Here is a 22,458-nt window from a genome sequence, read left to right as displayed (position 1 = left end):
CTGGGGGCACAGCACCACCCACTACCCTGGCCACATGGCCTACGCGGATGACCTCGCCCTCGCCCTCAGCATCGCCGACGAGGTGGACGCCCTCACCATCGCCGGCTCCCTCGGCGATTTCGCCGTCGAGCTCAAGCCTGACGACACCCCCGTCACCGCGATCGACCGCGCCGCCGAGCAATTGGTCAGGGACCGCCTGACGGCGCAGCGGCCAGGCGACACCATCGTCGGCGAGGAATTTGGGGTGACGGAGGGCACCGACGGCGCCCCTGCAGGCGGCCGACGCTGGGTGGTCGACCCGATCGACGGCACCAAGAACTTTGTGCGCGGCGTGCCCGCGTGGGCCACGCTCATCGGCCTCCTTGATGGCGACGACGCCGTGGTCGGCGTGGTGAGCGCCCCCGCCTTAGGCAGGCGTTGGTATGCCTCGCAAGGAGACGGCGCGTGGCTGGTCACGCGTCTCAGCGGCTTCCCCATGGCACCGCAGCGGCTTTCCGTTTCTTCGGTCACCACCCTCGCCGACGCGTCCCTGTCCTACAGTTCGCTGTCCGGTTGGGAGGAGCACGGGTCGCTCGATCCGTTCCTGGACCTCACGCGCACCGCGTGGCGCACCCGGGCCTTCGGGGACTTCTGGAGCTACATGATGGTGGCAGAAGGCCAGGTAGATGTGGCCTGCGAGCCGGAGCTCGCGCTACACGACATGGCGGCCCTGGTGCCCATCGTCACCGAGGCCGGCGGGCGCTTCACCTCCCTCGCCGGAGCGCCAGGTCCGTTCGGTGGAACCGCCCTCGCGACGAACGGCGCACTGCACGACGCTGTGCTCGCGGCGCTGACCACAAACTAGGAGCTTCTTCACACTGAAGTCCCCTCATGCGAGGGTGCAATGTGCCGATAGGACGTGCACATCCCCTTCCTAGGGAGGCCTTGTCGGTCCTATGGCGCAAGCGCTTCTGGTAGTTGCGTACGCGGCCTCAGCGGTGAGCGTCGTGTCCCTAGGCGTAGCCATCGTTCGACGCGGTCGCCTGACGCCCGCTGGCGTGGCACTGCTCGCACTCATCGTCTCGATCTTGGCCTGGACGGGCATGGCGGTGTGGGGCGTGGTGGTCCAGCCCGAGAACCTGGCGATGCTGTTGGCGTGGACCATGCCAGCCGCGGCCTCCGTGGTCGCTTCTGTCAGGGTGCTCGTGTGGGCGCTCAGCGACGCGTCGTGGCGCCCCAGCGTGCGAGCCCTCGTCACCATGAGCGGGCACCCCGTGGCCACCGTGCTCGCCGCGTCCATCCCTCAACTGCGCGAACTCGTGGTCGTCGATGGCGCCGACGGTCTTCACTACGGCCCCGTGTTCTGGGTGCACGTCGCCGTCAGCTACATCCTGCTCATGAGCGCCTTGTTGGAGATGGTCCACGCGAGGGCGCGCATCCCGATGCTCGCCCCTGGACGCGCCGCGATGCTGATCTTCGCCTGGGTCGCGCCCTTCACGATCAACGTCATCAAGATCCTGTTCATTCAACCCGGCGGGCCCGACATCACCCCGATCGGATTTGTCTTCACCGCCGCCGCGCTGTATGTCGCGGTGGTGCGGGGCGGCTTCGCCGACCTCTCCCCGATCGCGCGACATCAAGTGTTCGAACACCTCGTGGACGCGGTATTCGTCGTCTCCACGACCGGCAGGCTCATGGACGCGAACGCCCAGGGCCGCGTACTCGGCGACATTGGCGACGACGCCAGGCTCACCTCCGGCCTTCAGTTCACCGAGGTATGCCCTCAGATCGCACGCGCAGCCGAATCTCCCGGCGAGCACGACATCGAACGACGCGGGGAGCACCTGGTGCTCGACATCGCCCTCACGGAACTCACCGACTCGTCAGGCACCGTCATCGGCCAAGCGGTGAGGGCACGCGACGTGACCCAGGTGGCGCTCCAGCGCCGCGAGTTGGCGCGCATGCACGACGTGCTCGCAGCAGAGGCAGCCACCAACGAGAAGTTGCGCGCCAAACTGGCCGACCAAGCGCTGCGCGACCAAGGCACCGGGCTGTACAACCGCCGCTACATCATGGACAAACTCCCGCAAGCAGTGGAGCAGTGTGAGCGCGACGGAGTGCCACTGAGTGTCGCCATGATCGATCTCGATCACTTCAAGGAAGTCAACGACACGTGGGGCCACTCCGTGGGAGACCGGGTGCTCGCGGCGGCGGCCCACGCGATGGATGACGTCGCCCCTGAAGGCACTCTCGCTCGCTTCGGCGGCGAGGAGTTCATCTTGCTGCTTCCCGGCGTGCCTGTTGACGAGGCGAAGCAATGGGCCGACGCGCTGCGTGCCGCTTGCGCCGAGGTGCAGGTACCCACTCGCGAGGGAGCAATCACGCTCACCGCGAGCGCTGGTGTGGCGAGCGCGGCGCCAGGAAGCATCAACGCCTCTGCGCTGATTGACGCGGCAGACGCGGCGCTGTATCGCGCCAAGGCCGCTGATCGCGACCGCACGTGGGTCGCCTCAAGCGACTAGACCCCTTGGTCGCACATCAGTCAGTCAGTCGTGAAGGACCTCTGCCAGGTCGAACCACAGCAAGGTGCGATCGGCGAGCCTCTCGGCAGCGTCGTCGTCGCCCTGGAGTGCCGCCTTAACGTCCCGCTCTGCCTCGTCTTCGTCAAGAAAGACGCAAGCGATCGACGCAGGGTCGAGGCGGCCTGCCACTAGGACGGCAGCCGGGTGCGTCATGGCGTCTGGCACGGCGTCGGCGCGAGACACGTCCGCGGCGATGACCGCGCGCAACCTCGAGCCTGCATCGAGCGCCGAAGCCATCGCGGCGGCGTCGATCGCGAATTCGACCAACTCGTCTTCGTCGAGCGCCGGCATGGCCTCGCGAAGCACGTCGGTGGCGGCGTAGGCCCTTTGTGGTTCCCATTGGCCCGACGTCTGTAGCGCCAACTCGTCCACCGTGGCGGGGATGTATACCCTCATGCCTCTAGTGTCTCCCGATGCGACCGGGACCGCCTGGCGGCGCGCCCGTCATGCGTTGGCGCGAGAGATGGTCGGCGCCGGCGCGGCGGCGGGGGCCCGACTCGCGGCCGTGCGCGCCGCTACTGCGACGGCATGAATCGCCTTGCGCGCTGCGGAGCGCGGGGCTCGCTCGCCTAGCGCCTGTCCCGCCAGCGTTGCCGCATCGCAAGCGCGAGGATCCCAGCCGACCGTCCATACCCTTTCGACGGCGCTATACCGACGAAGAGCGTCGGCGACTGCCTCCCGCGGCCGCTGTCCGGCCACCGCCGCGCGCACCCTGTTGACCACGACGAGTCGCGGGGTGGTCTGAGCAGGAGCAACGGCTTCGAGCTCGGCCAGCGAGTGCACGAGCCGCTGAATCCCGAGCGGCTCGGCGCTGCCTACCGCCACGATGACGTCGGCCGCCGCGAGCGCCGACAACGTGGCCCCGTTGCGCTGTGGCGCGTGGGTGTCGTACTGGAGTTCCTCGTCGCGCTCGAGGGCGAAGCCACAATCCACCACCGTCACGGCGGCTTGGGTGCGCAACAGCTCCCACACCGGCTCGAGCGCGGCTGCGGACAGTTCCGTCCAGCGATCTGCGCGGGTCACCCCTGACAGCACGCGCAGACCGGGGGCCGCCTGCAACGCGTGCCTTCGGACGGTGTCTTCGCTCAGCGCCCCGTGGAGTGACGCCCGCGCCAATGCGGCGATGCCGGGAGCCTCATCGAGAAGGCCAAGCGCCTGGGCGACCGCTCCCCCGTAGGTGTCAACGTCAACGATGATGGTCGGCTCGTTCACGGCCAAGTCGTAGGCCATGGACACCGCGAGCGTGGTGCGCCCCGGCGCGCCTGTGGGCCCCCACACCGCGATGATCACCCCGCGTTGCTCCGACTCGCTAGCCGAGGCCTCGGCCGCCGGCTCGTGAGACGGGACCCGAGTCGCAGCGCCTGCCAGTGAACTGAGCATGGCGCCGGCGTCGTCGTCGGCCGTGAGCACGTGAGAGATGCCAAGGCCGCGCAAGCGATCTGCGCCGTCCGGGCTCGACGGAACGCCCACGACCACCACACCCGCGGCAGCGAAGTCGGCCACGACCCCACGATGCAGGTGGGGCTGCTCCGACACCAGCACCACGGAGCCGATGCCTGCACGCGCGGCGGCGAGGGCCTCCGACAGGTCGGCACAACGGCGGGCGACATTGAGGCCAGGCGCCGCGCCCACCGCTGCCGCCACCGTGCTCTCGCGAGCACCGTGAACCGCGATCAGCACCCCAATGCTCATGCGCCGCCACCCGGAAGGCCCACCACGGAGATGTCTCCGTCTGCGGCGAGCGCGTCGAGGAAGTCCTCGATGTCTTTCTGCGGGACCACCACGTACACCGTCTCTTCCGAGCCGGCCGAGAACGATCCCGAGTCCCGGTCGATCGACTCCACCACGAGGTTCGAGGCCACCAGCGTCGTCTCGGGTTCGTCGTCGTCCGTCCTGGTCAGGTAGACGTCAACGAGCGAGCCGCGTTCCACTCCGTCCGCCAGCGGGAGGCTGGTGCGCACGGCGATGGGGCGGCCGGTGAACTCGTCCTGGTCGGCGAGCGCGGCGTGAGGCACAAGTTCGCCGTCGCCCACCACCCTCGTGACGACCTGACCCCAAGGCTCTTCTCCCGGCGCCGCGTAGGTGCCGTCGGGAATGCGCACCTGGACCACCACGACGTCGTCCCTTGCCAGGACTGTGCCCGGCGTCAGCGTGTCCTTGGCCGCGTAGTACGGAACCGTGGTGTCGGAAGACCGGACGATTCCTGTCACCGCCGTCACGGAAACGGCAATCAACAGCAGCCCCACCAACAGGCGCGGATCGCGCCACCCTGGCCTTCTCAGTCGGCCGGCTACAGGCGTGTCGCTCATAGGAGACCCCCCTCTCACGTTGGCTCACATCTTGCCGGACGATCGCGACGCGCGCCACCACGCTGTGGAAAACCGAAGGGCGCCGCCCCCGAGTGCCACAATGGGGGCATGGGTTCACGGTTCCTCACGCTCGCCGACGTTCAAGAGGTCTTGAATATCTCCTCGCCGCAGGCGTACTCCCTGGTGCGCTCGGGCGAGTTGCCCGCTATCCAGGTCGGTGGGCGGGGCCAATGGCGCGTCGAATCGGTGGAACTCGAGAACTACATCGCCAGGCAGTACCAGGCCACCAGGGCCAAGGTGCAGTCGAATAGCGTCGAGGGCTAGAGCCGCTACACCGCCGAGCGCACACGCATGATCGCGTCGATCGGCACCGCCGACATGGCGCCCACTGAGGTCGAGACCTCGACGTAGTCGGCGCCCACCACGGCGATCAGCCCCGTCACCTCTCCTGCCCCGTAGTCAATGATCACGCGGACGCGATCGCGCGCGAGCGCGCGTAGGGCGTGCCCGATTCCGAGCCTGCGCTCCACCTCGCTGACGTGGGACGTGCGCGGTGGCAGGCCTGAGACCAGCGCGACCGCGCGCATCGGCACGAGAGTTTGTGGCCCTGTCGCCCCGAGCAGCAGCCATTGGACGGCCGCGTCGACCACGACGCCGTGCACCACCTCACCGTCTCTGAGCGTCAGTGCGACCGACTGACCCCGCGCGGTCAGCAACCGCTCGGCCAATTCGATCGAGGCTCGCTCCGACCTGGTCAGGTCGGAGACGTCGGCCTGGAACTGGGCGTCCTTGGCCGCGCTCAGTTGCGCTTCCAAGTCGGCAAAGAGGTCATCCCATCGCATGGACACACCGTAGCGACAGCATTTCTCCACAGCACCGGTCGACACGCTAAACGCATTGGTGTATACCTAACGTCATCAAACTGCATCAAATGCAGTCGGACGACGCTGAGGAGGGGCTATGAAGATCATCGGTCGGCTTGCCGCATGGTTGGCAGTACTAGGGATGCCGGGGGTTGCGTGGGTGTTGGGCAACACCGCATGGGCGCTGTGGCAGGGCCGCGAGGCGGTGCTGCAGGTCGACGACCTCATGGCGATGGGCGCCGCTGGCTTCGGCGCCGCGGTGGCAAGCTACCTGGCGGCGACGGGCTGGGCGATGGTTCTTGGCGCTCTCGTCAGGGGCGGTCGCGCGGTGCCTCGCTCGATTGCGGCTCTCGCACCGGCGTCGTGGCAGCGGGTCGCGGCGACGGCCTTAGGCCTGACCATGAGCGCAGGGCTCGCTGCCCCCGCGCTCGCAGCGCAATCAGAGGCGCCCTCGGTGGGATGGGGCGATCCTGTAGCCAGCCAGTCGACCGCGTCCGCCCCCGTGGTCACGGACGTGGTCAGCCCCGCGGCATGGGCCCTCCCCGATGCCATCGTCGCGACTGACTCTCCGGCCGACGCCGGTGCCCACGCCGTGTCCGCGCCACAGCCCACAGTGCTCGAACCCGCCGTGCTCGACGTTGGCTTTGCGCCAGCGCCCGTAGCCGAACAGCCCCGGGTGCCCGAACTCGCTCCTGACCCTCCTGCAGCGCCGACACCATCGGCGCAATCAACGGCCGCGAGCCAGCCGGCAGTTCAACAGGTTCCCAACTCCGCCGAGACCTACACCGTGGTGCACGGTGACTCGCTGTGGCGCATCTCGGCCAAACTCCTCGGCCCTGAGGCGAGCGACACCTCCATCAACAAGGCGTGGCCCGAGCTGTACGCCGCGAATGCTGAGACCGTGGGTTCCGACCCCGCGCTCATTCACCCAGGGCTCGTCCTGACCGTGCCAGCGGGACTCGGCTCATGAGCGCCGTCGCTTACGCCGCGCCACAGACGGGCTTCGCCCCCGCGCCGCGCCCGCAACTCGTTCCTGCGCCTCCCGCGCTCGTGCCACCGGCCTACCGTCGAAAGCGCCGCGCGTTGGGAGACCCCACGCCGCTCGCCTGCACTGTCGCTCGCACCGCACTGGAGGTCGCGCTCGGCGCAGACGGGATCGACACGCTCACCCGCTGGATCACGCCCACGCTGCGCACGTCCCTGCTCAAGCAACGCTCACTTGCGCGCCGCGCGGGCTACGTGGCGCGCGGAGACGTATCGGTGGCACGCATTCGGATGTGCCGCGTCAGCGCCACCGCGGTGGAAGCCGGAATCGTCCTGATGGAGGGCGACGTCGCGCACCCCATCGCCATGCGTCTCGAAGTGAGCGCTGGCCGGTGGCTCACCACCGTGCTCGAGGTCGGTTAGGGCGCGCTACTCGTTCTTCCCGTGGCACATCTTGTACTTCTTGCCAGAGCCACACGGGCACATCGCATTCTTGGGCGTGCCGGGGAACGTTCCGCCGTCGGCTTCAGACTTGGTCGCAGCCTTCGCCTTAGTGGTGGTCGCCTTGCCAGAGCCATCATCCGAGGGCCCTGAATACGTCAGCGCGCCCATCGAGGACGTGACGGGACCGCCACCCGTGGTGGTCGCTCGCGACACTTGCCTGCGCGGTTGAGCCTCGCCGCCCTTCGGCCCTGAGGCTGCGGGCGCATCGCCACCCTTCCCCGACTTGGTCGCGGTCGCAGCGGCCGTCGTCGCGTCGACAGACGCGGTCGGCTGCGGCGCCTGCTCGCGCTTCTCCACGCGGAATAGCACCTGGAGTGACTGCTCCTTCACCGCGTCGGACATGGCGTTGAACATCTGGTGGGCCTCGCGCTGGTACTCGATCAACGGGTCGCGCTGACCCATCGCGCGCAAGCCGATGCCCTCCTTGAGATAGTCCATCTCGTACAGGTGCTCGCGCCACTTCAGGTCGATCACCTGAAGCAAGACCTGGCGCTCCACCTGACGCATGATGTCAGCGCCGATCCGCTCCTCGACGGCGTCGTAGGCGACCCGCGCGTCGGCGGTCAGTTCACGCTCAAGGAAGTTCTGCGTGAGGTAGCGAATACCGCCGGCCTCCTCAACAACCTCCTCGACCGTGAGGGACACAGGGTAGATCGTCCGCAACTCGGTCCACAGCGCTTCCAGGTCCCAGTCGTCAGGCGCACCCGTGAGAGTCGCTGCACGGACCGCTGAGCCCACCACGTCATCCACGAACCCGCGGACCTCATCGCGCAGGTTCTCGCCGTTGAGGATGCGGCGACGCTCGCCGTAGATGATGGTGCGCTGCGAAGAAGCGACGTCGTCGTACTTGAGGATGTTCTTGCGGATCTCGGCGTTGCGACCCTCGATCTGGGCCTGGGCGCTTCGCACACCGCGCGTCAGCATCTTGGACTCGATGGGAAGGTCATCCGGCAGAGCGCCGGAGTTCATCATGGTCGCGGCCAGGCCGGACTGGAACATCCGCATCAGGTCGTCTTCAAGCGACAGGTAGAAGCGGGACTCGCCCGGGTCTCCCTGGCGACCGGAACGTCCACGCAACTGGTTGTCGATGCGCCGAGACTCGTGGCGCTCAGTACCGAGCACGTAAAGTCCGCCTGCTGCGAGGACCTCTTCGTGTTCCGTTGCCACGTCGGTCGTGGCCTGGGCGAACACCTCGTCCCACACCCGCTCGTACTCGTCAGGCTGGTCGTGTGGGTCTATGCCACGACGGTGCATCTCTTGAACTGCACGGAACTCTGGGCTACCACCCAGCATGATGTCGGTGCCGCGGCCAGCCATGTTGGTGGCGACGGTCACGGCGCCCTTGCGGCCAGCCTCGGCAACCACGGCCGCCTCGGCGTCGTGCTGCTTGGCGTTCAGCACCTTGTGCTTGATGCCGTGCTTGCGCAATTCCTTGCTGAGCGTCTCGGACTTCTCGACGGAGACGGTGCCGATCAGCATCGGCTGGCCATTCTTGTGGCGCTCGAGGACGTCTTCGATGATCGCGTTGTACTTCGCCTGCTCCGACTTGAACAGCAAGTCGGACTGGTCGATCCTGATCATCGGCTTGTGCGTGGGGATCGAGATCACGTTCATGCCGTAGGTGGCGTTGAGCTCGGCGGCCTCGGTCTGCGCCGTTCCTGTCATGCCGGCGAGCTTGCCGTACTGACGGAAGTAGTTCTGCAGCGTGATAGAGGCGTAGGTCTGGTTCTCGGCCTTGATCTGCACGCCCTCCTTGGCCTCAATGGCCTGGTGCAGTCCTTCCGAGTAACGCCTACCGGCGAGCAGGCGTCCCGTGTGCTCGTCGACAATGTGGACCTCGCCGTTTTGCACGACGTATTCGCGATCGCGTCGGAACAGTTCCTTAGCCTTGATGGCGTTGTTCAGGAAGCCGATCAGGGGCGTGTTTGCGGGGTCGTAGAGGTTCTCGATCGACAGCGCTTTCTCGATCTTGTCGATACCTGGCTCGAGGATGCCTACCGCCCGCTTGCTCTCCTCAACCTCGTAGTCCTCGTCGGCCTTGAGGTCCTTCACCAGCCGCGCGAACTGCACGTACCACTGCAGGTTGTCGCCAGCGGCGGGCCCAGAAATGATCAGCGGGGTGCGCGCCTCGTCAATGAGGATCGAGTCGACCTCGTCAACAATCGCGTAGTGGTATCCCCTGTGCACCAACTGCGAGGGGTCCATCGCCATGTTGTCGCGCAGGTGATCGAAGCCGAACTCGTTGTTGGTGCCATACGTGATGTCGGCCTGGTACTGACGCCTGCGCGCGGCAGGGTCCTGGCCGGAGATGATGCAACCGGTCTCCATGCCAAGGAAGCGGAACACGCGTCCCATCAACTCCGACTGGTAGCCCGCAAGGTAGTCGTTCACGGTGACCACGTGGACGCCGTTACCGGTGAGAGCGTTGAGGTAGGCGGGAAGGGTGGCCACGAGGGTCTTGCCCTCGCCGGTCTTCATCTCCGCAATATTGCCGGCGTGAAGCGCGGCGCCACCCATCAACTGGACGTCGAAGTGTCGCAGGCCGAGGGTGCGCTTGGACGCCTCTCGCACGGCGGCGAAAGCCTCTGGCATCAGCGAGTCGAGGCTCTCACCATCGGCCAAGCGGCTCTTGAAGTCCGCGGTCAGGCCGCGCAACTCCTCGTCCGTCATGTCGACGTAGGCGTCTTCTAGCGCATTGGTGAGGGTGACGACCTTCTCGACGCGGCGCAACTGGCGCCCCTCGCCCATGCGGATGATCCGATCAATAACTGCCACGGTGCTAAGTCCCGCCTTCCTGCGTGGGCCACCGTCCATCCTAGGCGGTTACCGAATGAGCTACTTGTCTGCGTGGGCGCAACAACACCACAGCTGCGCCCAGCGCTGCCGCTCCGACCATACCGCTTGGACCGAGCCGCTCTGCCAACACGACCACGCCCAGTACCGTCGCCACAAGTGGCTCCAGGAGCGTCACGATAGTGGCAACGAACGGCGGCACCGATCTGAGCCCGGTGAGGAACGCGGCGTAGGCGACAGCCGTCATCGCCACGCCAAGCACCACCACCAGCGCCCAGCCACCCGCGTCGCTCGCAGTGCCAAGGCCCGCCAGGAGCGCGACGGGGATCAGCAGCACCCCGCCAAAGGTGAAGCCGATGGCAGTCAGCGGGATGGGATCGAGGCCTCGCACCGGGTTGCGGTTCAGGACGGCAATACTTGCGAAGGTGGCGCCGTTGGCGACGGCGAGCAGCCCGCCTAGCAGTCCGTTGACCCCCAGCTGGAGCGAACCCGACAGCAGCAAAGCGAGCCCGGTGAGCGCCAGCAGCATCGCGAGCACCGTGCGGCGGTTCGGTCGAGCCCCGTGGAACGCCCAGTCAAAGACGGCGGCGAACAGCGGAGATGAGCCGATGCCGATGAGCGTGGCGAGCCCAACGGATGACAGGCCGATGGCCGAGAAGTACAGGGCCTCAAACAGGGCTGTGAGCGCTCCCGTCGCGGCGATTCGCCGCCAAGCAGCGCCGCTGATGGCAGCCGGCCTGAGTCGCGGGACGGCCACCACGACCGCGAGCAGTGCGACTCCCCCGATGAGCATCCGCCACATGGCCACCGAGAGGGGGTGGATGCCCGCATCGCGGGTCAGGAGCGCGCCGACGACGCCGCCTCCTCCCCAGAGCACGGCGGCAAGGACGACGCCAAGAAAGTCCCGAGTGCGCACCGGGGAAGGCTACCCGTCACATGCCGCGCCCGGCACGCTCACCAGGGGGGTGGCAAGCGTGCCGGGCGCGGTTCTAGCGAGCGGTGAACTACTCAGGCGGACTTGCGTTCGGTGGCGTCGCTCGCCGCCGGATCGATGTGGATGACCCCATAGGTCCACCCGCGCCTGCGGTACACAGCGCTCGGCAACTCGGTCTCTGAGTCAAGGAAGAGGTAGAAGTCGTGGCCCACCAACTCCATCTGATCGATCGCCTCTGACACTGTCATCGGTTCGGCCGAGTGGGTCTTTGAGCGGATCACGATGGGGGTGCCGTCCAACGGGATCTCCCTGACGGACCCGCCTGGGGCTCCTTCCCACGACTCGACGCTCTCTACCGGCGCATCGGAAGCGGAGGCATCAGCCTTGACAACTTCGCGAATCGAGGGAGCGCCGTTGTGGCGGTTCGCGCGGCGCTCGTGAAGTTTGCGCAACCGATCGCCGATGCGGGCCGCGGCGAGTTCGAGGGCTGCAACGCGGTCGTCCGCCGACGCCTCTGCTCGGATCACGCCATGGTCATGGAGCGTGATCTCTACCCTTTCGGCATCGGCCGCCAATCGCGGGTTGCGTTCATGCACCACGTGAACTTCGACCCGAGTTGCCTTCGGTGCCAGTGCGGCGATCCTCTCCATCTTGGAAATGATCCGCTCGCGCATTTCATCGGTGACCTTGGTGTGGCGACCCACAATGGCAATGTCCATGGCAACTGCTCCTTCGGGTGATGCCGCGCCGTTGCGCGGCAGGACGGGACGTGATGAGTGGCGCCGCTTTGCGCCTTTCGCATCACCCCCTTCGACTCAGAAGGTGCGACCAGTTGGCCGTCGTAGTGGTCACGATACTTGTCCTGCGGCACGTGCGCCAGAAGCCGGCGCCGAGGCGAGGCAAAGTCCTGCGGCCACCGTGAGGAATGTCACCTGAAGGGCGCTGGTAGCGGCCGCAATCGTGGCTCCTGTGGTCACCACGTCGTCCACCAAGAGAACTCGGCCGGAGGCGTCACCGTGCGGCACAACGTGCACATTCGCGGCCTGACGCCACCGTTCGCGGGCGCTCGCGCCGCGCTGCTCCCCTGCGCCCACCGCGAGCGCCTTGACCACTCTCGTCTCCACTCCAACTTCTGCGAGACCGGCTGCCGCAGCGTGCGCCAGCAGCAATGGCAGGTCGACGCCACGCCTGCGGGTGCTGCGCACCCTGGCTGGCACGGGAACCACGTTCACATGGGACCCGAGGTGGTCTGCGAGGTCTCGCGCCGCACGGCGCATGACCCCGTCAAAGAAGGCGTCTAGGTCCCGCCTGCCAGCGTCCTTCCATGCAGACACCATGGAGTGGTTGCTCCCCGACAGGCTGGCCACCGCCCACACCGGCAGCGCGGGTTGTCCAGGGACGTCCAAGCGGGGCGCGGCCGACTCCGACCTGAGCGGTCGCTCCCACCACGGCGCCTCGCATTCGTCGCACCACCGCACGTCTCGAGCACCGCAGCCAGCGCAATGTACAGGGACGATGACCCGTGCCACGTCCCGCGCCGCCCTAGTGGCCCACGAGGGCAACTGAGGCCGCTGGCGAGCGGGAACACCGGTTGCTCCGGCACCCCTGACCACTCCGCGCGCTCCACGGGCGTCCGTGCCGCCCTCGATGTCGACTCGTCCTCCTCCAGCATGTGCCATCGCGTGAGCGTCTCACCGACTTTGCAAGCGCCGCCTGCACGGCCGCTCGTCCGTGGGGAGAGCCGACGCCGACCGCCCCTGGGGACGACGCGGCTAGCCTGCGAAGGCGGCGTCTCGCACGTGAGTCAACTTGGGAGGAGTCCAGCCGTTGCCGGAGCGCGCCACGAGGTCACCGTCTGCTGAGACGGCGTGGAGGGTGCGCGTGCCGTTGCGAGCTGTCACCGAGACGGCACCGGTGGACGTGGTGAAGTCGGTGGTCCACCCGCCGACTCCCGCGAGCGACATCTCGCCGGACCCCTCGGCCAGGACCACCACAGCGGTGCCGTCCACCCACGCAAGGTCGATCGAGGTCCTGAGCGTCGACCCAAAAGTCAAAGGCTCGCCGATCGCGATCGGCCGGCCCTCCTCATCGCGCGTGACCGCCACCACCTCGAGCACCTGTTCCGCCGCCGAACGGCTGAGGATCGCCATCCTCGCGCCGTCACTCGCCACCGCGACCGCCTGAATGGAGGACCCTGCCAGCCACGGCGCGTCGAGCTGAACGGCCTGCTGCCCAGGAGCGGCGGCGAGGATCACGCCCTCCGACGTCGCCTCGGTGCTCCACACCCAGCCGTGCACGTCGATCGACGGCTCGACCATGTCGGCCCCCGGTATCAACTCGGTCGACGGAATGACCGCACCCTCGGGGAGAGGTTCTGCCTCGTCGGCCGCCACCAGGCCACCCTCGGCCGCGAGCGCGGTCGTGACGTGCACTGCCCCGCCCCACGTGAACGCAGCCGTGGTGCCGTCGAAACCGAGAGCGAAGCCCTCTGCCCCAGCCGGGACGGCCCCGACCTCCGCTGGCGTGACGGAGACGGCCTCGCCATCCCACAACCCCAGCCGGTCGGCTACCACGACGAGCGCCAGCTCGCCCGGCAACACTGCCTCCTCCAGCGTGACGGAGTCGTCGCCACCAATCGGCACCGCCCCTATCGTCGTCACCACATCTTGAACGAGCGGAAGTTGCGTGAGGGTGAGCATCATCTGCTGTTGCGCGAGCGAACGCTGAGCGGGATCACCAGCGGAACCCAGGGCGAGCGCAACGTTTGCCACCCCATCGGTCACCACGACGGCGTCGACGGCAAGCGCCGATCCTGGCGGGAAGCCCGTCCTCACCCCTCCCGCGAGCCATGTCGACGGCCCCTCAACAAGCTCCCTTGCCGTCGCCGTGGCGATCTGATCGTTGTCGGCGAACCAGCGCACTTCCGGCACTCGTGTGGTGCCATGCGAAGCCGCAAAGTACAAACTGACGGGCCTGAAGAAGCGATCGAAGTCGGCTGCCGACATGACGATGCCGTCGCCCAATGACGTGATGCGGTACTGGCCGAGGTCATCGGTGCCGACCTCGAAGGTGAGTTCCTTGCGCACGTCGTCGGAGGCGACCGTCATCACGCCGGAGGCGTCGATCTCGGCCGCGACCGGCACCGAGTACGTGAACGTGCCGCTGTCCTCGTTGAAGGACGGCACCACTTGCCGGGAGTCGAAGACGGTGACTTGCGCCAAAGGGTCCCAGTCGACGGCGGCAGGCCCCGTGAGGAACTCGCGCGCCACATCGAAGTTGCTCGCCGCTCCTGCCGCCGACGCCGTGAGGAAGCCTTGAACGATGGCGCGGGGCGTCGCATTGAGAGACGGGCCCTGGAGAATCGGCGGGATGGGGCCTGGCTGGACGACCTCGGTGTCGCCCGGTCGCACGGGCCCCTCGGTCGGGATCGACGTGCAGGCCGCGAGCGCGAGGCACGCGAGCACCGCCACCATGTGGCGCCTCACAGTTCCACCTCCGTCGACAACACGATGCGTCGCCCCACCTCAGGGAAGTCCTCTTCGCTCATCTCCAGTGGAAGCGGCTCGCGAAGGCCGAGCCCGCGCGAGCCACAGGGGAGCATGAGCCGGAACGAGGCGCCCTCGCCTGGGCGCCCAGACGCTTCCAGCACACCGTCGTGAAGCAGGGCGTCCTCGCGGGCGATCGATAGACCCAGCCCCGTGCCGCCCATGGTGCGGGCGCGCGCGGGGTCGCCCCGCCAGAACCGGTCGAACACGCGCTTGACTTGAGACGGCGACAAGCCGACGCCGTAGTCGCGGACGACGACGGCAACAGTCCTCGCGGTGGAGGCTACAGCGATATCGACGGGCCCCTCTTGGGCGTGCTCGATCGCATTGGACAGCAGGTTGCGAATGATGCGCCCCACTCGCGGAGCATCCATCGAGGCCGAATGTGAGCCCTCCTGCATCCACAGTCTCAGTTCAACGCCCTGTTCGGTAGCGGCAAGCGCGAGCGTCTCCACCTGATCGCGCACCACATCCCCGACCTCGTGATCCTCGAAGTCCAGTTGAGCCGCTCCCGCATCGATGCGGGAAATCTCCAACAGGTCAGCGAGCAGCGCCTCGAATCGATCCAACTGGGTCGCGAGCAACTCAGCGGAGCGCGCGACGGCGGGCGCGAAGTCGGCGCGCGCTTCATGGAGAACGTCGGACGCCATCCTCACGGTGGTGAGGGGGGTCCGAAGTTCGTGGGACACGTCGGACACGAACCTGCGCTGCAAGCGGGAGAGATCCTCCATGCGGCTGATCTGGCGCTGAAGGGAAGCGGCCATGTCATTGAAGGTGGTCGCGAGCGTCGCCACCTCGTCGTTGCCCTTGACGTGCATGCGCTCCGACAGGTGACCATCCGCGAGCCGCGCGGCCACCCTGGCGGCGGCGCGCACCGGTCGGACGGCCTGCAACGTCACCGTCCACGTCATGAACACCACGAGCAGCACGAGCGCCGTCGCGCCCAGTGCGAGCACCCGCTGGATCAGGTCCAGGGTCTCAGCCTCGTCGGCGAGCGAGTACGCGAAGTACAACTCGTACTCGCCTGCCGACTTGAGGGTGAGCGAAGCGCCGACAACGATGGCCGGGCCACCGCCCGACGGCAGCGAAGCGGGTTGCCAGAACTGCCCGTCACCCGTCGTCACGTCTTCGCGCAATTCGGGACTGATGATGGGCACCAGAGACTGCTCTCCCGAAAGGGTCAAGAACACATCAGAATCGTTTTGCGGCGCACGCAACATGACGAGGTCGCGCGAATCGCCGCCCAACTGGATCAGCGCAGCAGCTTGGTCGGTCACCAGCACCTGCAAGTCGCCTGGAGTCTCAGCGGTGGACGCGTCAAAGGTCTGCTCAGTGCTGGCGAAGTCGCGCGCCGACTCGATCAAGATGCGTTCCACGCGCTTCTCGTAAAGACCATCCCGGATCTCGGAGGTCACATACGCGCCGAGCACGGCGACGGCGGCAAGGCCCACCACAAGCGTCGACGTGATGACGCGCAGCAGCATGGATCGTGTCCACCGCAGCCACAGCTTCTGAGCGGGCGCGAGCAACATCATGCCCACCGCCCGCGCACTGAATCTCACGACGTATGGCCGCCAGCCTTGTACCCCACCCCGCGCACGGTGAGCACAATCTCAGGGTTTTCTGGGTCCCGCTCGATCTTGGCGCGTAGCCGCTGAATGTGGACGTTCACCAGTCGCGTGTCGGCGGCGTGCCTGTACCCCCAGACGTCCTCCAACAGGACCTCGCGGGTAAACACCTGCCCGGGTGCGCGAGCCAGCGTCACCAACACATCGAACTCGAGAGGCGTGAGCTGCACCACCTCGCCTGCCCTGGTCACCCTGTGGCCCGTTACGTCGATCTCAAGGTCTCCGATACGCACCACACCAGGAGCGACGTTGTCATTGCGGCGCAACCTTGCGCGTACCCGAGCGATGAGTTCACGCGGCTTGAACGGCTTGGGAATGTAGTCGTCGGCGCCGGACTCCAGCCCCAGCACCACGTCGACCGTGTCCGACTTCGCCGTCAACATGATGATCGGCACTCCAGACTCCGCGCGGATCTCCCGACAGATGTCGATGCCAGACTTCCCCGGCAACATCAGGTCGAGCAAAATCACGTCAGGTTGCTCGGCGCGATAGATGTCCACCGCGCGGTCACCGTGATCGCAAAACACGGGCTCGAAGCCGTCCGCGCGAAGCACAATGCCCGTCATCTCGGCCACAGCCGGGTCGTCGTCGACCACCAGGATCTTTGCCACCATGTCGCCATGATGCCACGCCACGCCTTTCGCCGGGAGTGCGCGCCTTGGGACTAGACCCTTGGCGTGGCAAGATGGGCGACACACACGCGAGGAGGGGACGTGACGGACAGCAACACGTCGGGCAACGACGGTTGGGCCATGCCGGGCGCTGAGGTCCCCCCTCTCCCCCAGGGAACGCCCCCTCCACCGGCTGGCGGCTATTCGCCTGCGCCCAACCAGGGCTACGCCCCGCCGCCCGCGCCAGGCTATGCGCCTCCCCCCGTTCCCCACTCTGCACCTGCGCCACAGCAGCCGTCGCTCACGTATCGCTCCTGGCAGCCAGGCATCGTCGCCCTACGCCCACTGCCTTTTGGCGACTTCATCACGGTGCCCTTCAAGGCAATGCGGTTTAACCGGTCCGTCATCATCGGCGGCCCGCTCTTGCTCTTCACCGTCAGCGCCCTGCTGACCGCCTTCGCAATCTGGGTGGCCGCGAACGACAGCAAACTCAGTCTCTTCTCGTCGTATGAGTCCCTGCAAGGCATCTCCACGTCAACCGTGATCGCCGGCATCGTCGCCCTTGTGTCGTGGGTGGTGTCCGACATCTTGGCCACGTCGATCGTCTACCCCGCGGTGGCGCAAGCGATGCTCGGCGAACGCATCACGTTGTCCGCCGCAATCAAGGCGATCCTGCCCCGCATCGGGCACCTGTTGTTGCTCGCCTTCGTCGCAGCGCTGCCCATGCTGATTGTCTTGGCGCTCTCCTTCTGGATTCTGATCGGCGCCAGCTCCAGCAGCGATTCCGGTGCGGGCGCCGGTGTGCTCGGTATCGTCGTGCTGTTCCTCTTCGTCCTCATCCCCTTCGCGCTGGTCGTCTCCGTGTACTCAATCGTGGCGCGAGGCGCGATCATCCTTGAGCGAGCGGGAGTCATCCGAGCCATCAAGAGGGCCATCCGACTGGTGCCTGGCCGCTTCTGGTGGTCGGTCCTCATCATGCTGGTGGTGGGACTCATCGTGGGCGCAGTGCAGCAGGCCTTTGGGTTCGTGACCCAGATCGCGGCATTCATACCGATGGGAGTGACCTCGGGAGGGGATGCGGCGCTCGCTATCGGGCTGATCGTGGCGTACATCTTCCAGTTGATCGCGACCTGCGTCACCCAGTACTCGTTCTTCGGCTCAACCCACGCCCTCATCTACCTCGACATGAGGATGCGCAAGGAAGGTCTGGCTTTCGACCTTGCGAAGGCCGCAGAGGCCCGCCACTGGGCCTCTCAGAGCTTCGTCGCGTGACATGAGGCCTGCCCCCGTGAGCATCCCCATCGAGCCGGACGCGGATACCGCGCGCCAGTGGGTCATCGACGAACTGTCGAAGGATGCGTACGACGCGACAGGGCGGTCGTGGCTCCAGCGCGTTCTTGATTGGGTCGCTGACCTGTTCGACGGTATTGGCGAGGCGTCCGGCAGGCTCGGCTTTGCCGGCGTGCCAGGCTCCATCGTCGCGATCGTGTTGGCGGTCCTTCTTGTCGCGGCCGTGGTGCTGATCGTCTGGGGGCCGATGCGCGCGTCCAGGCGCCGCAAGTCCTCGCACGCGGTTTTCGAAGACGATGTGCGTGACTCGAAGGCGATGAGGTCAGCTGCCGAAGACGCTGCGGCCAAGGGGGATTGGACGCTCGCGGTCATCGAGCGCTTCCGGGGCATCGTGCGCGACGTGGAACAGTCGGGTTGGGTACCTGTCTTCCCTGGCATGACGGCATACGAGTTCGTCACCCAGGCGGGCGTGCGGGTGCCGACGCTGGCGAACGAACTCGACTGGGCTGGCGACCTCTTCGACCGGCTCCGCTACGGTCACGACTCCGGTAGCAAGGCCCACTATGACCGCATGGTCGAACTCGACCGTGAGACCGCTGCTGCCCGCGTGGTGAAGGCGGACGCATGACCACCGACATCGAGGTCACGTCCGACGGCTTCACTCGCCGCGCAGAGGGTCCGGGGGTGCGACGCCGCGTGGCAGGGGCCAAGTGGTTCCTAGGGATCGCCCTGCTCGTGATGCTTCTGGCCGTCATCGCGTACGCGCAACGCGCGGACAACGACTACACGCCACTGTCGATCAAGAACTACGAGCCCGACGGCGCACGGGCCCTCGCCGAGGTGGCGGGCGACCGGGGCCTCGACATTCGCCAGATCGATGAGTTGAGCGACGCCCACATCTTTGACCCTGACGCGACGACTCTCGTGATCGCCAACGGTCAGTCGCTCCAGGCCTTCCAGGCGCGCACGATCCTTGACTACCCAGGAGACGTCGTCATCATCGGCGACAGCCAGGCGCTGTTCGCGGAACTCGGCGAGGACCTCTGGGTGGTCGAGTCGACGGAACGCACCCTCGAAGCGGGCTGCAGTCACGTCGACGCGCGAGCCGCAGGGACCGTGACGACGTCTGGAGCGGTTATCGCAGGTACCACGGATGCCACGGCCCGATACTGCTTCACCGCCTCCGATAACGGGGGCTCCACCGTGGTGTTCACCCACGGAACGGGTGGCGGCCGTGTCACTCTCGTGGCCGATCCCGCCATTGTCATCAACGACACGATCGACAACGAGGGCAATGCGGCCCTCGCCTTGCGGCTCATCGGCAAGCACGACAAGGCGGTCTGGTACCTCGGCTCGTACTTCGACACGACGACCCTCACCTGGACCTCGGCCGACGGGCCACAAGGTCCGGCACATCGCGACGACATCCCCGCCTCGACGGACTTCCTTCCACCCGGCACTGGCAACGCCGTGTTTGCACTGGTCTTGGCGATGTTCGTGGTGGCGCTGTGGCGCGCGAGGCGCTTCGGCCCGCTCGTCCACGAACCGCTGCCTGTCGTCATCAGGTCGTCAGAATCGACGAGGGGCAGGGCCCGGCTGTACCGCAGCGCCGGCGCTTCCGGACGCGCTGCAGCGTCCTTACGCGCCTCCGCCGCCACTCGCATCGGCGCTCGCATCGGCGTTCCACGTTCCGCAAGCAAGGCAGCGCTCATTGCGGCCACGGCACGGGCGGCCGGACGGTCAGCCGCTGAGGTCGAGGCAATTCTGTACGGCCCCGCGCCTCAGAGCGAGTCGGCCATGATGGACCTAGTTGAGCAGATCGACACACTCGAGAGAGAGGTACACCGAACGTGAGCGACACCGCACCACGACCGGAAGAGCCCCAGTCAGCGCCCACGTATGCGCAGTCGGATGCTCCGCCAACCCCACCGGCCACCGCCTACGGCGCCGTGCCCACCGGGGGCTACTCGCCCGAGCAGCCACAGCACACGACATCGCAGCCTGCCCAGGCGTCGTCGCCCTTTGCGGGGCCGTCCGGCTCCCCCGCTGAAGCGTCGCCAGCCAGGGACGCACTCGGCCGCATTCGCACCGAGATCGGCAAGGCCGTCGTCGGCCAGGATCGTGCCGTCACGGGGCTGGTGATCGCTCTCCTGTGCAAGGGCCACGTCTTGCTCGAGGGTGTGCCAGGCGTCGCCAAGACGCTGCTGGTGCGCACCATGGCGCAGACGCTCGGCCTGGAGTTCTCCCGCGTCCAGTTCACTCCGGACCTGATGCCGGGAGACGTGACGGGCTCGCTCGTGTACGACGCGCGCACGGCCGCGTTCTCGTTCCGAGAAGGCCCCGTCTTCACCAACCTGCTGTTGGCCGACGAGATCAACCGGACTCCCCCCAAGACGCAGTCCTCGCTCCTTGAGTCCATGGAGGAGCGGCAAGTGACCGTCGACGGCGATTCTAAGCCGCTGCCTGACCCCTTCCTCGTGATCGCGACACAGAACCCGATCGAGTACGAGGGCACGTATCCCCTGCCGGAAGCACAACTGGACCGCTTCATGCTGAAGCTGCCGATCGGGCTTCCGGAGCGATCCGACGAGGCCTCCGTGCTTCGCCGTCACGCCGATGGCTTCAACCCTCGAGACCTCGCCGCCGCGGGCGTCACCAGGGTCGCCTCTGCCGCAGACCTCGAGGCAGGGCGCAGGGAGATGGCCCTGGTCGAGGTCTCTGACGACATCATCAATTACGTGGTGGACATCGCTCGTGCGACCCGCGAGATGCCTTCTGTATCGCTCGGCGTCTCGCCTCGCGGCGCGACCGCGCTCATCGCCGCTTCCCGCGCTTGGGCATGGATGCGGGGGCGCACATTCGTCTCCCCTGACGACGTCAAGGCGCTTGCCGCATGGACTCTCGCCCACCGCATGCAGTTGCGACCAGAGGCCGAACTCGAGGGCGTGACGCGCGAGTCGGTACTCACCTCCGTGCTCGCATCGGTGCCGGTGCCGCGCTAGATGTACATCACCGGCTGGACGGCACTCTTGGCGGCGCTGGGCGCGATCCCAGCGACGATTACCAGGAGCCAAGACATCGCGTGGTTGTGGATGTTTGGCGTGCTCACGCTCGCCGTCATCGACGCACTCGCGGCGCCGTCCACCCGTTCCATCGGGGTGCGCAGGGAGGTACCCCATGCGGTCCGGCTCACCGAGTCGACGACCTCGACCCTCACGCTCGCGAACACATCCTCGCGACGGGTGCGCGGCGCGGTGCGCGACGCGTGGCCGCCGTCGGCAGGGGCTGGGCCAAACCGCCATCGGTACTCGCTGAAGAAGGGGCGCACGCAGGTCTTCACCACGCCGCTCATGCCGACGCGCAGGGGGGACCGCAAGGCAGCCCACGTGACTCTGCGCATGGAGGGACCGCTGCGACTCGCGGGACGCCAGCGCGCGTTGCCAGTGAATACGACACTGCGGGTCCTCCCCGAGTTCGCCTCGCGCAAGCACCTGCCTGCACGGCTCGCGCGACTGCGCGAACTCGATGGGCTGAGCCCCATCCTGATGCGCGGCGCCGGGAGCGAGTTCGACTCCCTGCGCGAGTACGTCATCGGCGACGACGTACGGACGATCGACTGGCGCGCCACGGGCAGGCGCGCCGACGTGGTGGTGCGCACCTATCGGCCCGAACGCGACCGGCGTGTCTTCATCGTGGTCGACACGGCGCGGCTTTCCGCGGCCAGGGTGGGTGACGCTCCCCGGCTCGAGTCCTCGATCGAGGCAGCGCTGCTGCTGAGCGCTCTCGCCTCGCGTGCTGGCGACCGCGTGCAGGTCACCGCCTTTGATCGCGTCGAGCGTGCGCGGGCTCAAGGAGCCTCCGGATCGGTGCTGATGCCAGTGCTCGCCTCCGCACTCGCGCCCGTCGAGCCTCATCTCATCGAGACCGACTGGCCCGCCCTGGTGCGACTCATCGGCGAACGCCTGTCCCAGCGCGCGCTCGTGGTGCTGCTCACCACGGTCGACATCGCCTTGGTGGACTCGGGGGCGCTGCAGGCGATCGCGGCGCTTCAGCGAGACCACCACGTGGTGCTCGCCTCTGTTGACGATCCAGACGAAGGCCAGATGCTCGAGTCGCGAGGCGACGTCGAGGCCGTCTACACGGCCGCGGCAGCCGCACGTGGGCGTATCGAACGGGACACGGTCATTGCGCGCATCCGCAAATCGGGAGCCGACGTGGTGACGGCGCTTCCCGACGACATCGCCCCACGCCTTGCGGACACGTACCTCGCGCTCAAGGCCTCAGGCCGCCTCTAGCGTCGGCTGCCCCGCCCCGGCCCGCCCCCCACCCACAAATGGCTCGATTTGTACCGGAATCCACCGTCCCAGCCCACTAATGGCTCAATCCGTACCGCGCTGCGTCCCGTCAGCCCACAAATGGCTTAATCCGTACCGGAA

At 67.2% G+C, this 22,458-nt stretch carries 21 protein-coding genes; 10 read left to right on the top strand and 11 right to left on the bottom strand.

The features are described 5' to 3' along the window. Positions 1 to 34: 34 nt before the first annotated feature. Positions 35 to 844, top strand: coding sequence for an inositol monophosphatase family protein (locus LGT36_RS01220; RefSeq protein WP_226096414.1), 810 nt, complete (start codon positions 35 to 37; stop codon positions 842 to 844). 91 nt (positions 845 to 935) lie between these two features. Beyond that, the gene (locus LGT36_RS01215; protein WP_226096413.1) at positions 936 to 2,501 is read left to right on the top strand and encodes a diguanylate cyclase; all 1,566 of its coding nucleotides are present in this window, start codon (positions 936 to 938) and stop codon (positions 2,499 to 2,501) included. Positions 2,502 to 2,525: 24 nt separating this feature from the next. Here LGT36_RS01215 and LGT36_RS01210 read toward each other — a convergent pair whose 3' ends face one another. From LGT36_RS01210 to LGT36_RS01200, 3 genes are read right to left on the bottom strand one after another with little or no spacing between them, the layout of a single operon-like run. After that, a complete protein-coding gene (locus LGT36_RS01210; RefSeq protein ID WP_226096412.1) occupies positions 2,526 to 2,957 on the bottom strand; it encodes a hypothetical protein in 432 nt (143 codons plus the stop codon). 48 nt (positions 2,958 to 3,005) lie between these two features. Then, positions 3,006 to 4,253 carry a hypothetical protein gene (locus LGT36_RS01205; protein WP_226096411.1) on the bottom strand — a complete coding sequence of 416 codons (1,248 nt, stop codon included), beginning with the start codon at positions 4,251 to 4,253 and terminating at the stop codon, positions 3,006 to 3,008. Beyond that, complete coding sequence (locus tag LGT36_RS01200; protein WP_226096410.1) at positions 4,250 to 4,870, bottom strand: hypothetical protein; 621 nt, start codon at positions 4,868 to 4,870, stop codon at positions 4,250 to 4,252. Before LGT36_RS01200 ends, LGT36_RS01205 begins: the two co-directional genes overlap by 4 nt. A gap of 108 nt (positions 4,871 to 4,978) precedes the next feature. On the opposite strand from LGT36_RS01200, the gene LGT36_RS01195 reads away from it, so the two are divergent. Then, positions 4,979 to 5,194, top strand: a complete 216-nt coding sequence (locus LGT36_RS01195; RefSeq protein ID WP_226096409.1) for a helix-turn-helix domain-containing protein — start codon at positions 4,979 to 4,981, stop codon at positions 5,192 to 5,194. Between the two features lie 5 nt (positions 5,195 to 5,199). Here the strand turns inward: LGT36_RS01195 and LGT36_RS01190 are convergent, their stop codons facing one another. After that, positions 5,200 to 5,712 carry a hypothetical protein gene (locus LGT36_RS01190; RefSeq protein ID WP_226096408.1) on the bottom strand — a complete coding sequence of 171 codons (513 nt, stop codon included), beginning with the start codon at positions 5,710 to 5,712 and terminating at the stop codon, positions 5,200 to 5,202. A 118-nt stretch (positions 5,713 to 5,830) separates the two neighbouring features. On the opposite strand from LGT36_RS01190, the gene LGT36_RS01185 reads away from it, so the two are divergent. After that, positions 5,831 to 6,703, top strand: a complete 873-nt coding sequence (locus tag LGT36_RS01185) for a LysM peptidoglycan-binding domain-containing protein (RefSeq protein WP_226096407.1) — start codon at positions 5,831 to 5,833, stop codon at positions 6,701 to 6,703. Next, entirely contained in the window at positions 6,700 to 7,140 is a 441-nt protein-coding gene (locus LGT36_RS01180; RefSeq protein ID WP_226096406.1) for an Rv3235 family protein, read from the top strand. The genes LGT36_RS01185 and LGT36_RS01180 overlap by 4 nt, the downstream gene beginning before the upstream one ends. A gap of 6 nt (positions 7,141 to 7,146) precedes the next feature. On the opposite strand, the gene secA is transcribed toward LGT36_RS01180, so the two are convergent. From secA to mtrA, 7 genes are all read right to left on the bottom strand, one after another. Continuing rightward, positions 7,147 to 10,035, bottom strand: coding sequence for a preprotein translocase subunit SecA (gene secA, locus LGT36_RS01175; protein ID WP_226096405.1), 2,889 nt, complete (start codon positions 10,033 to 10,035; stop codon positions 7,147 to 7,149). A gap of 1 nt (position 10,036) precedes the next feature. Then, complete coding sequence (locus LGT36_RS01170; RefSeq protein ID WP_226096404.1) at positions 10,037 to 10,930, bottom strand: DMT family transporter; 894 nt, start codon at positions 10,928 to 10,930, stop codon at positions 10,037 to 10,039. Positions 10,931 to 11,022: 92 nt separating this feature from the next. After that, positions 11,023 to 11,667 carry a ribosome hibernation-promoting factor, HPF/YfiA family gene (hpf, locus tag LGT36_RS01165; RefSeq protein WP_226096403.1) on the bottom strand — a complete coding sequence of 215 codons (645 nt, stop codon included), beginning with the start codon at positions 11,665 to 11,667 and terminating at the stop codon, positions 11,023 to 11,025. A 129-nt stretch (positions 11,668 to 11,796) separates the two neighbouring features. Further along, entirely contained in the window at positions 11,797 to 12,627 is an 831-nt protein-coding gene (locus tag LGT36_RS01160) for a ComF family protein (RefSeq protein ID WP_226096402.1), read from the bottom strand. A gap of 93 nt (positions 12,628 to 12,720) precedes the next feature. Then, entirely contained in the window at positions 12,721 to 14,433 is a 1,713-nt protein-coding gene (locus LGT36_RS01155) for a GerMN domain-containing protein (protein WP_226264663.1), read from the bottom strand. Continuing rightward, a complete protein-coding gene (mtrB, locus tag LGT36_RS01150) occupies positions 14,430 to 16,028 on the bottom strand; it encodes an MtrAB system histidine kinase MtrB (RefSeq protein ID WP_226094846.1) in 1,599 nt (532 codons plus the stop codon). Before mtrB ends, LGT36_RS01155 begins: the two co-directional genes overlap by 4 nt. Positions 16,029 to 16,051: 23 nt before the next feature. After that, positions 16,052 to 16,735, bottom strand: coding sequence for an MtrAB system response regulator MtrA (gene mtrA, locus LGT36_RS01145; RefSeq protein WP_226094848.1), 684 nt, complete (start codon positions 16,733 to 16,735; stop codon positions 16,052 to 16,054). Positions 16,736 to 16,834: 99 nt separating this feature from the next. Between mtrA and LGT36_RS01140 the strand changes: the two genes are divergently transcribed. The 5 genes from LGT36_RS01140 to LGT36_RS01120 are packed head-to-tail and all read left to right on the top strand — an operon-like array spanning position 16,835 to position 22,317. After that, the gene (locus tag LGT36_RS01140; protein WP_226264664.1) at positions 16,835 to 18,004 is read left to right on the top strand and encodes a hypothetical protein; all 1,170 of its coding nucleotides are present in this window, start codon (positions 16,835 to 16,837) and stop codon (positions 18,002 to 18,004) included. A 16-nt stretch (positions 18,005 to 18,020) separates the two neighbouring features. Then, positions 18,021 to 18,650, top strand: a complete 630-nt coding sequence (locus LGT36_RS01135; RefSeq protein ID WP_226095056.1) for a DUF4129 domain-containing protein — start codon at positions 18,021 to 18,023, stop codon at positions 18,648 to 18,650. Continuing rightward, positions 18,647 to 19,876: a DUF4350 domain-containing protein gene (locus LGT36_RS01130; protein WP_226095049.1), complete on the top strand. Its 1,230-nt coding sequence runs from the start codon at positions 18,647 to 18,649 to the stop codon at positions 19,874 to 19,876. Before LGT36_RS01135 ends, LGT36_RS01130 begins: the two co-directional genes overlap by 4 nt. Then, on the top strand, positions 19,873 to 21,024 hold the full coding sequence (locus LGT36_RS01125) for a MoxR family ATPase (protein WP_226095047.1): 1,152 nt from the start codon (positions 19,873 to 19,875) through the stop codon (positions 21,022 to 21,024). The genes LGT36_RS01130 and LGT36_RS01125 overlap by 4 nt, the downstream gene beginning before the upstream one ends. Further along, positions 21,025 to 22,317, top strand: coding sequence for a DUF58 domain-containing protein (locus LGT36_RS01120; RefSeq protein WP_226264665.1), 1,293 nt, complete (start codon positions 21,025 to 21,027; stop codon positions 22,315 to 22,317). The last annotated feature ends 141 nt before the right edge of the window (positions 22,318 to 22,458 follow it).

Source organism: Demequina sp. TMPB413 (genome assembly GCF_020447105.2).
GTDB lineage: Bacteria > Actinomycetota > Actinomycetes > Actinomycetales > Demequinaceae > Demequina.
Note: the sequence above shows the minus strand (reverse complement) of the source record. Positions and strands in the feature narration are given on the sequence as shown.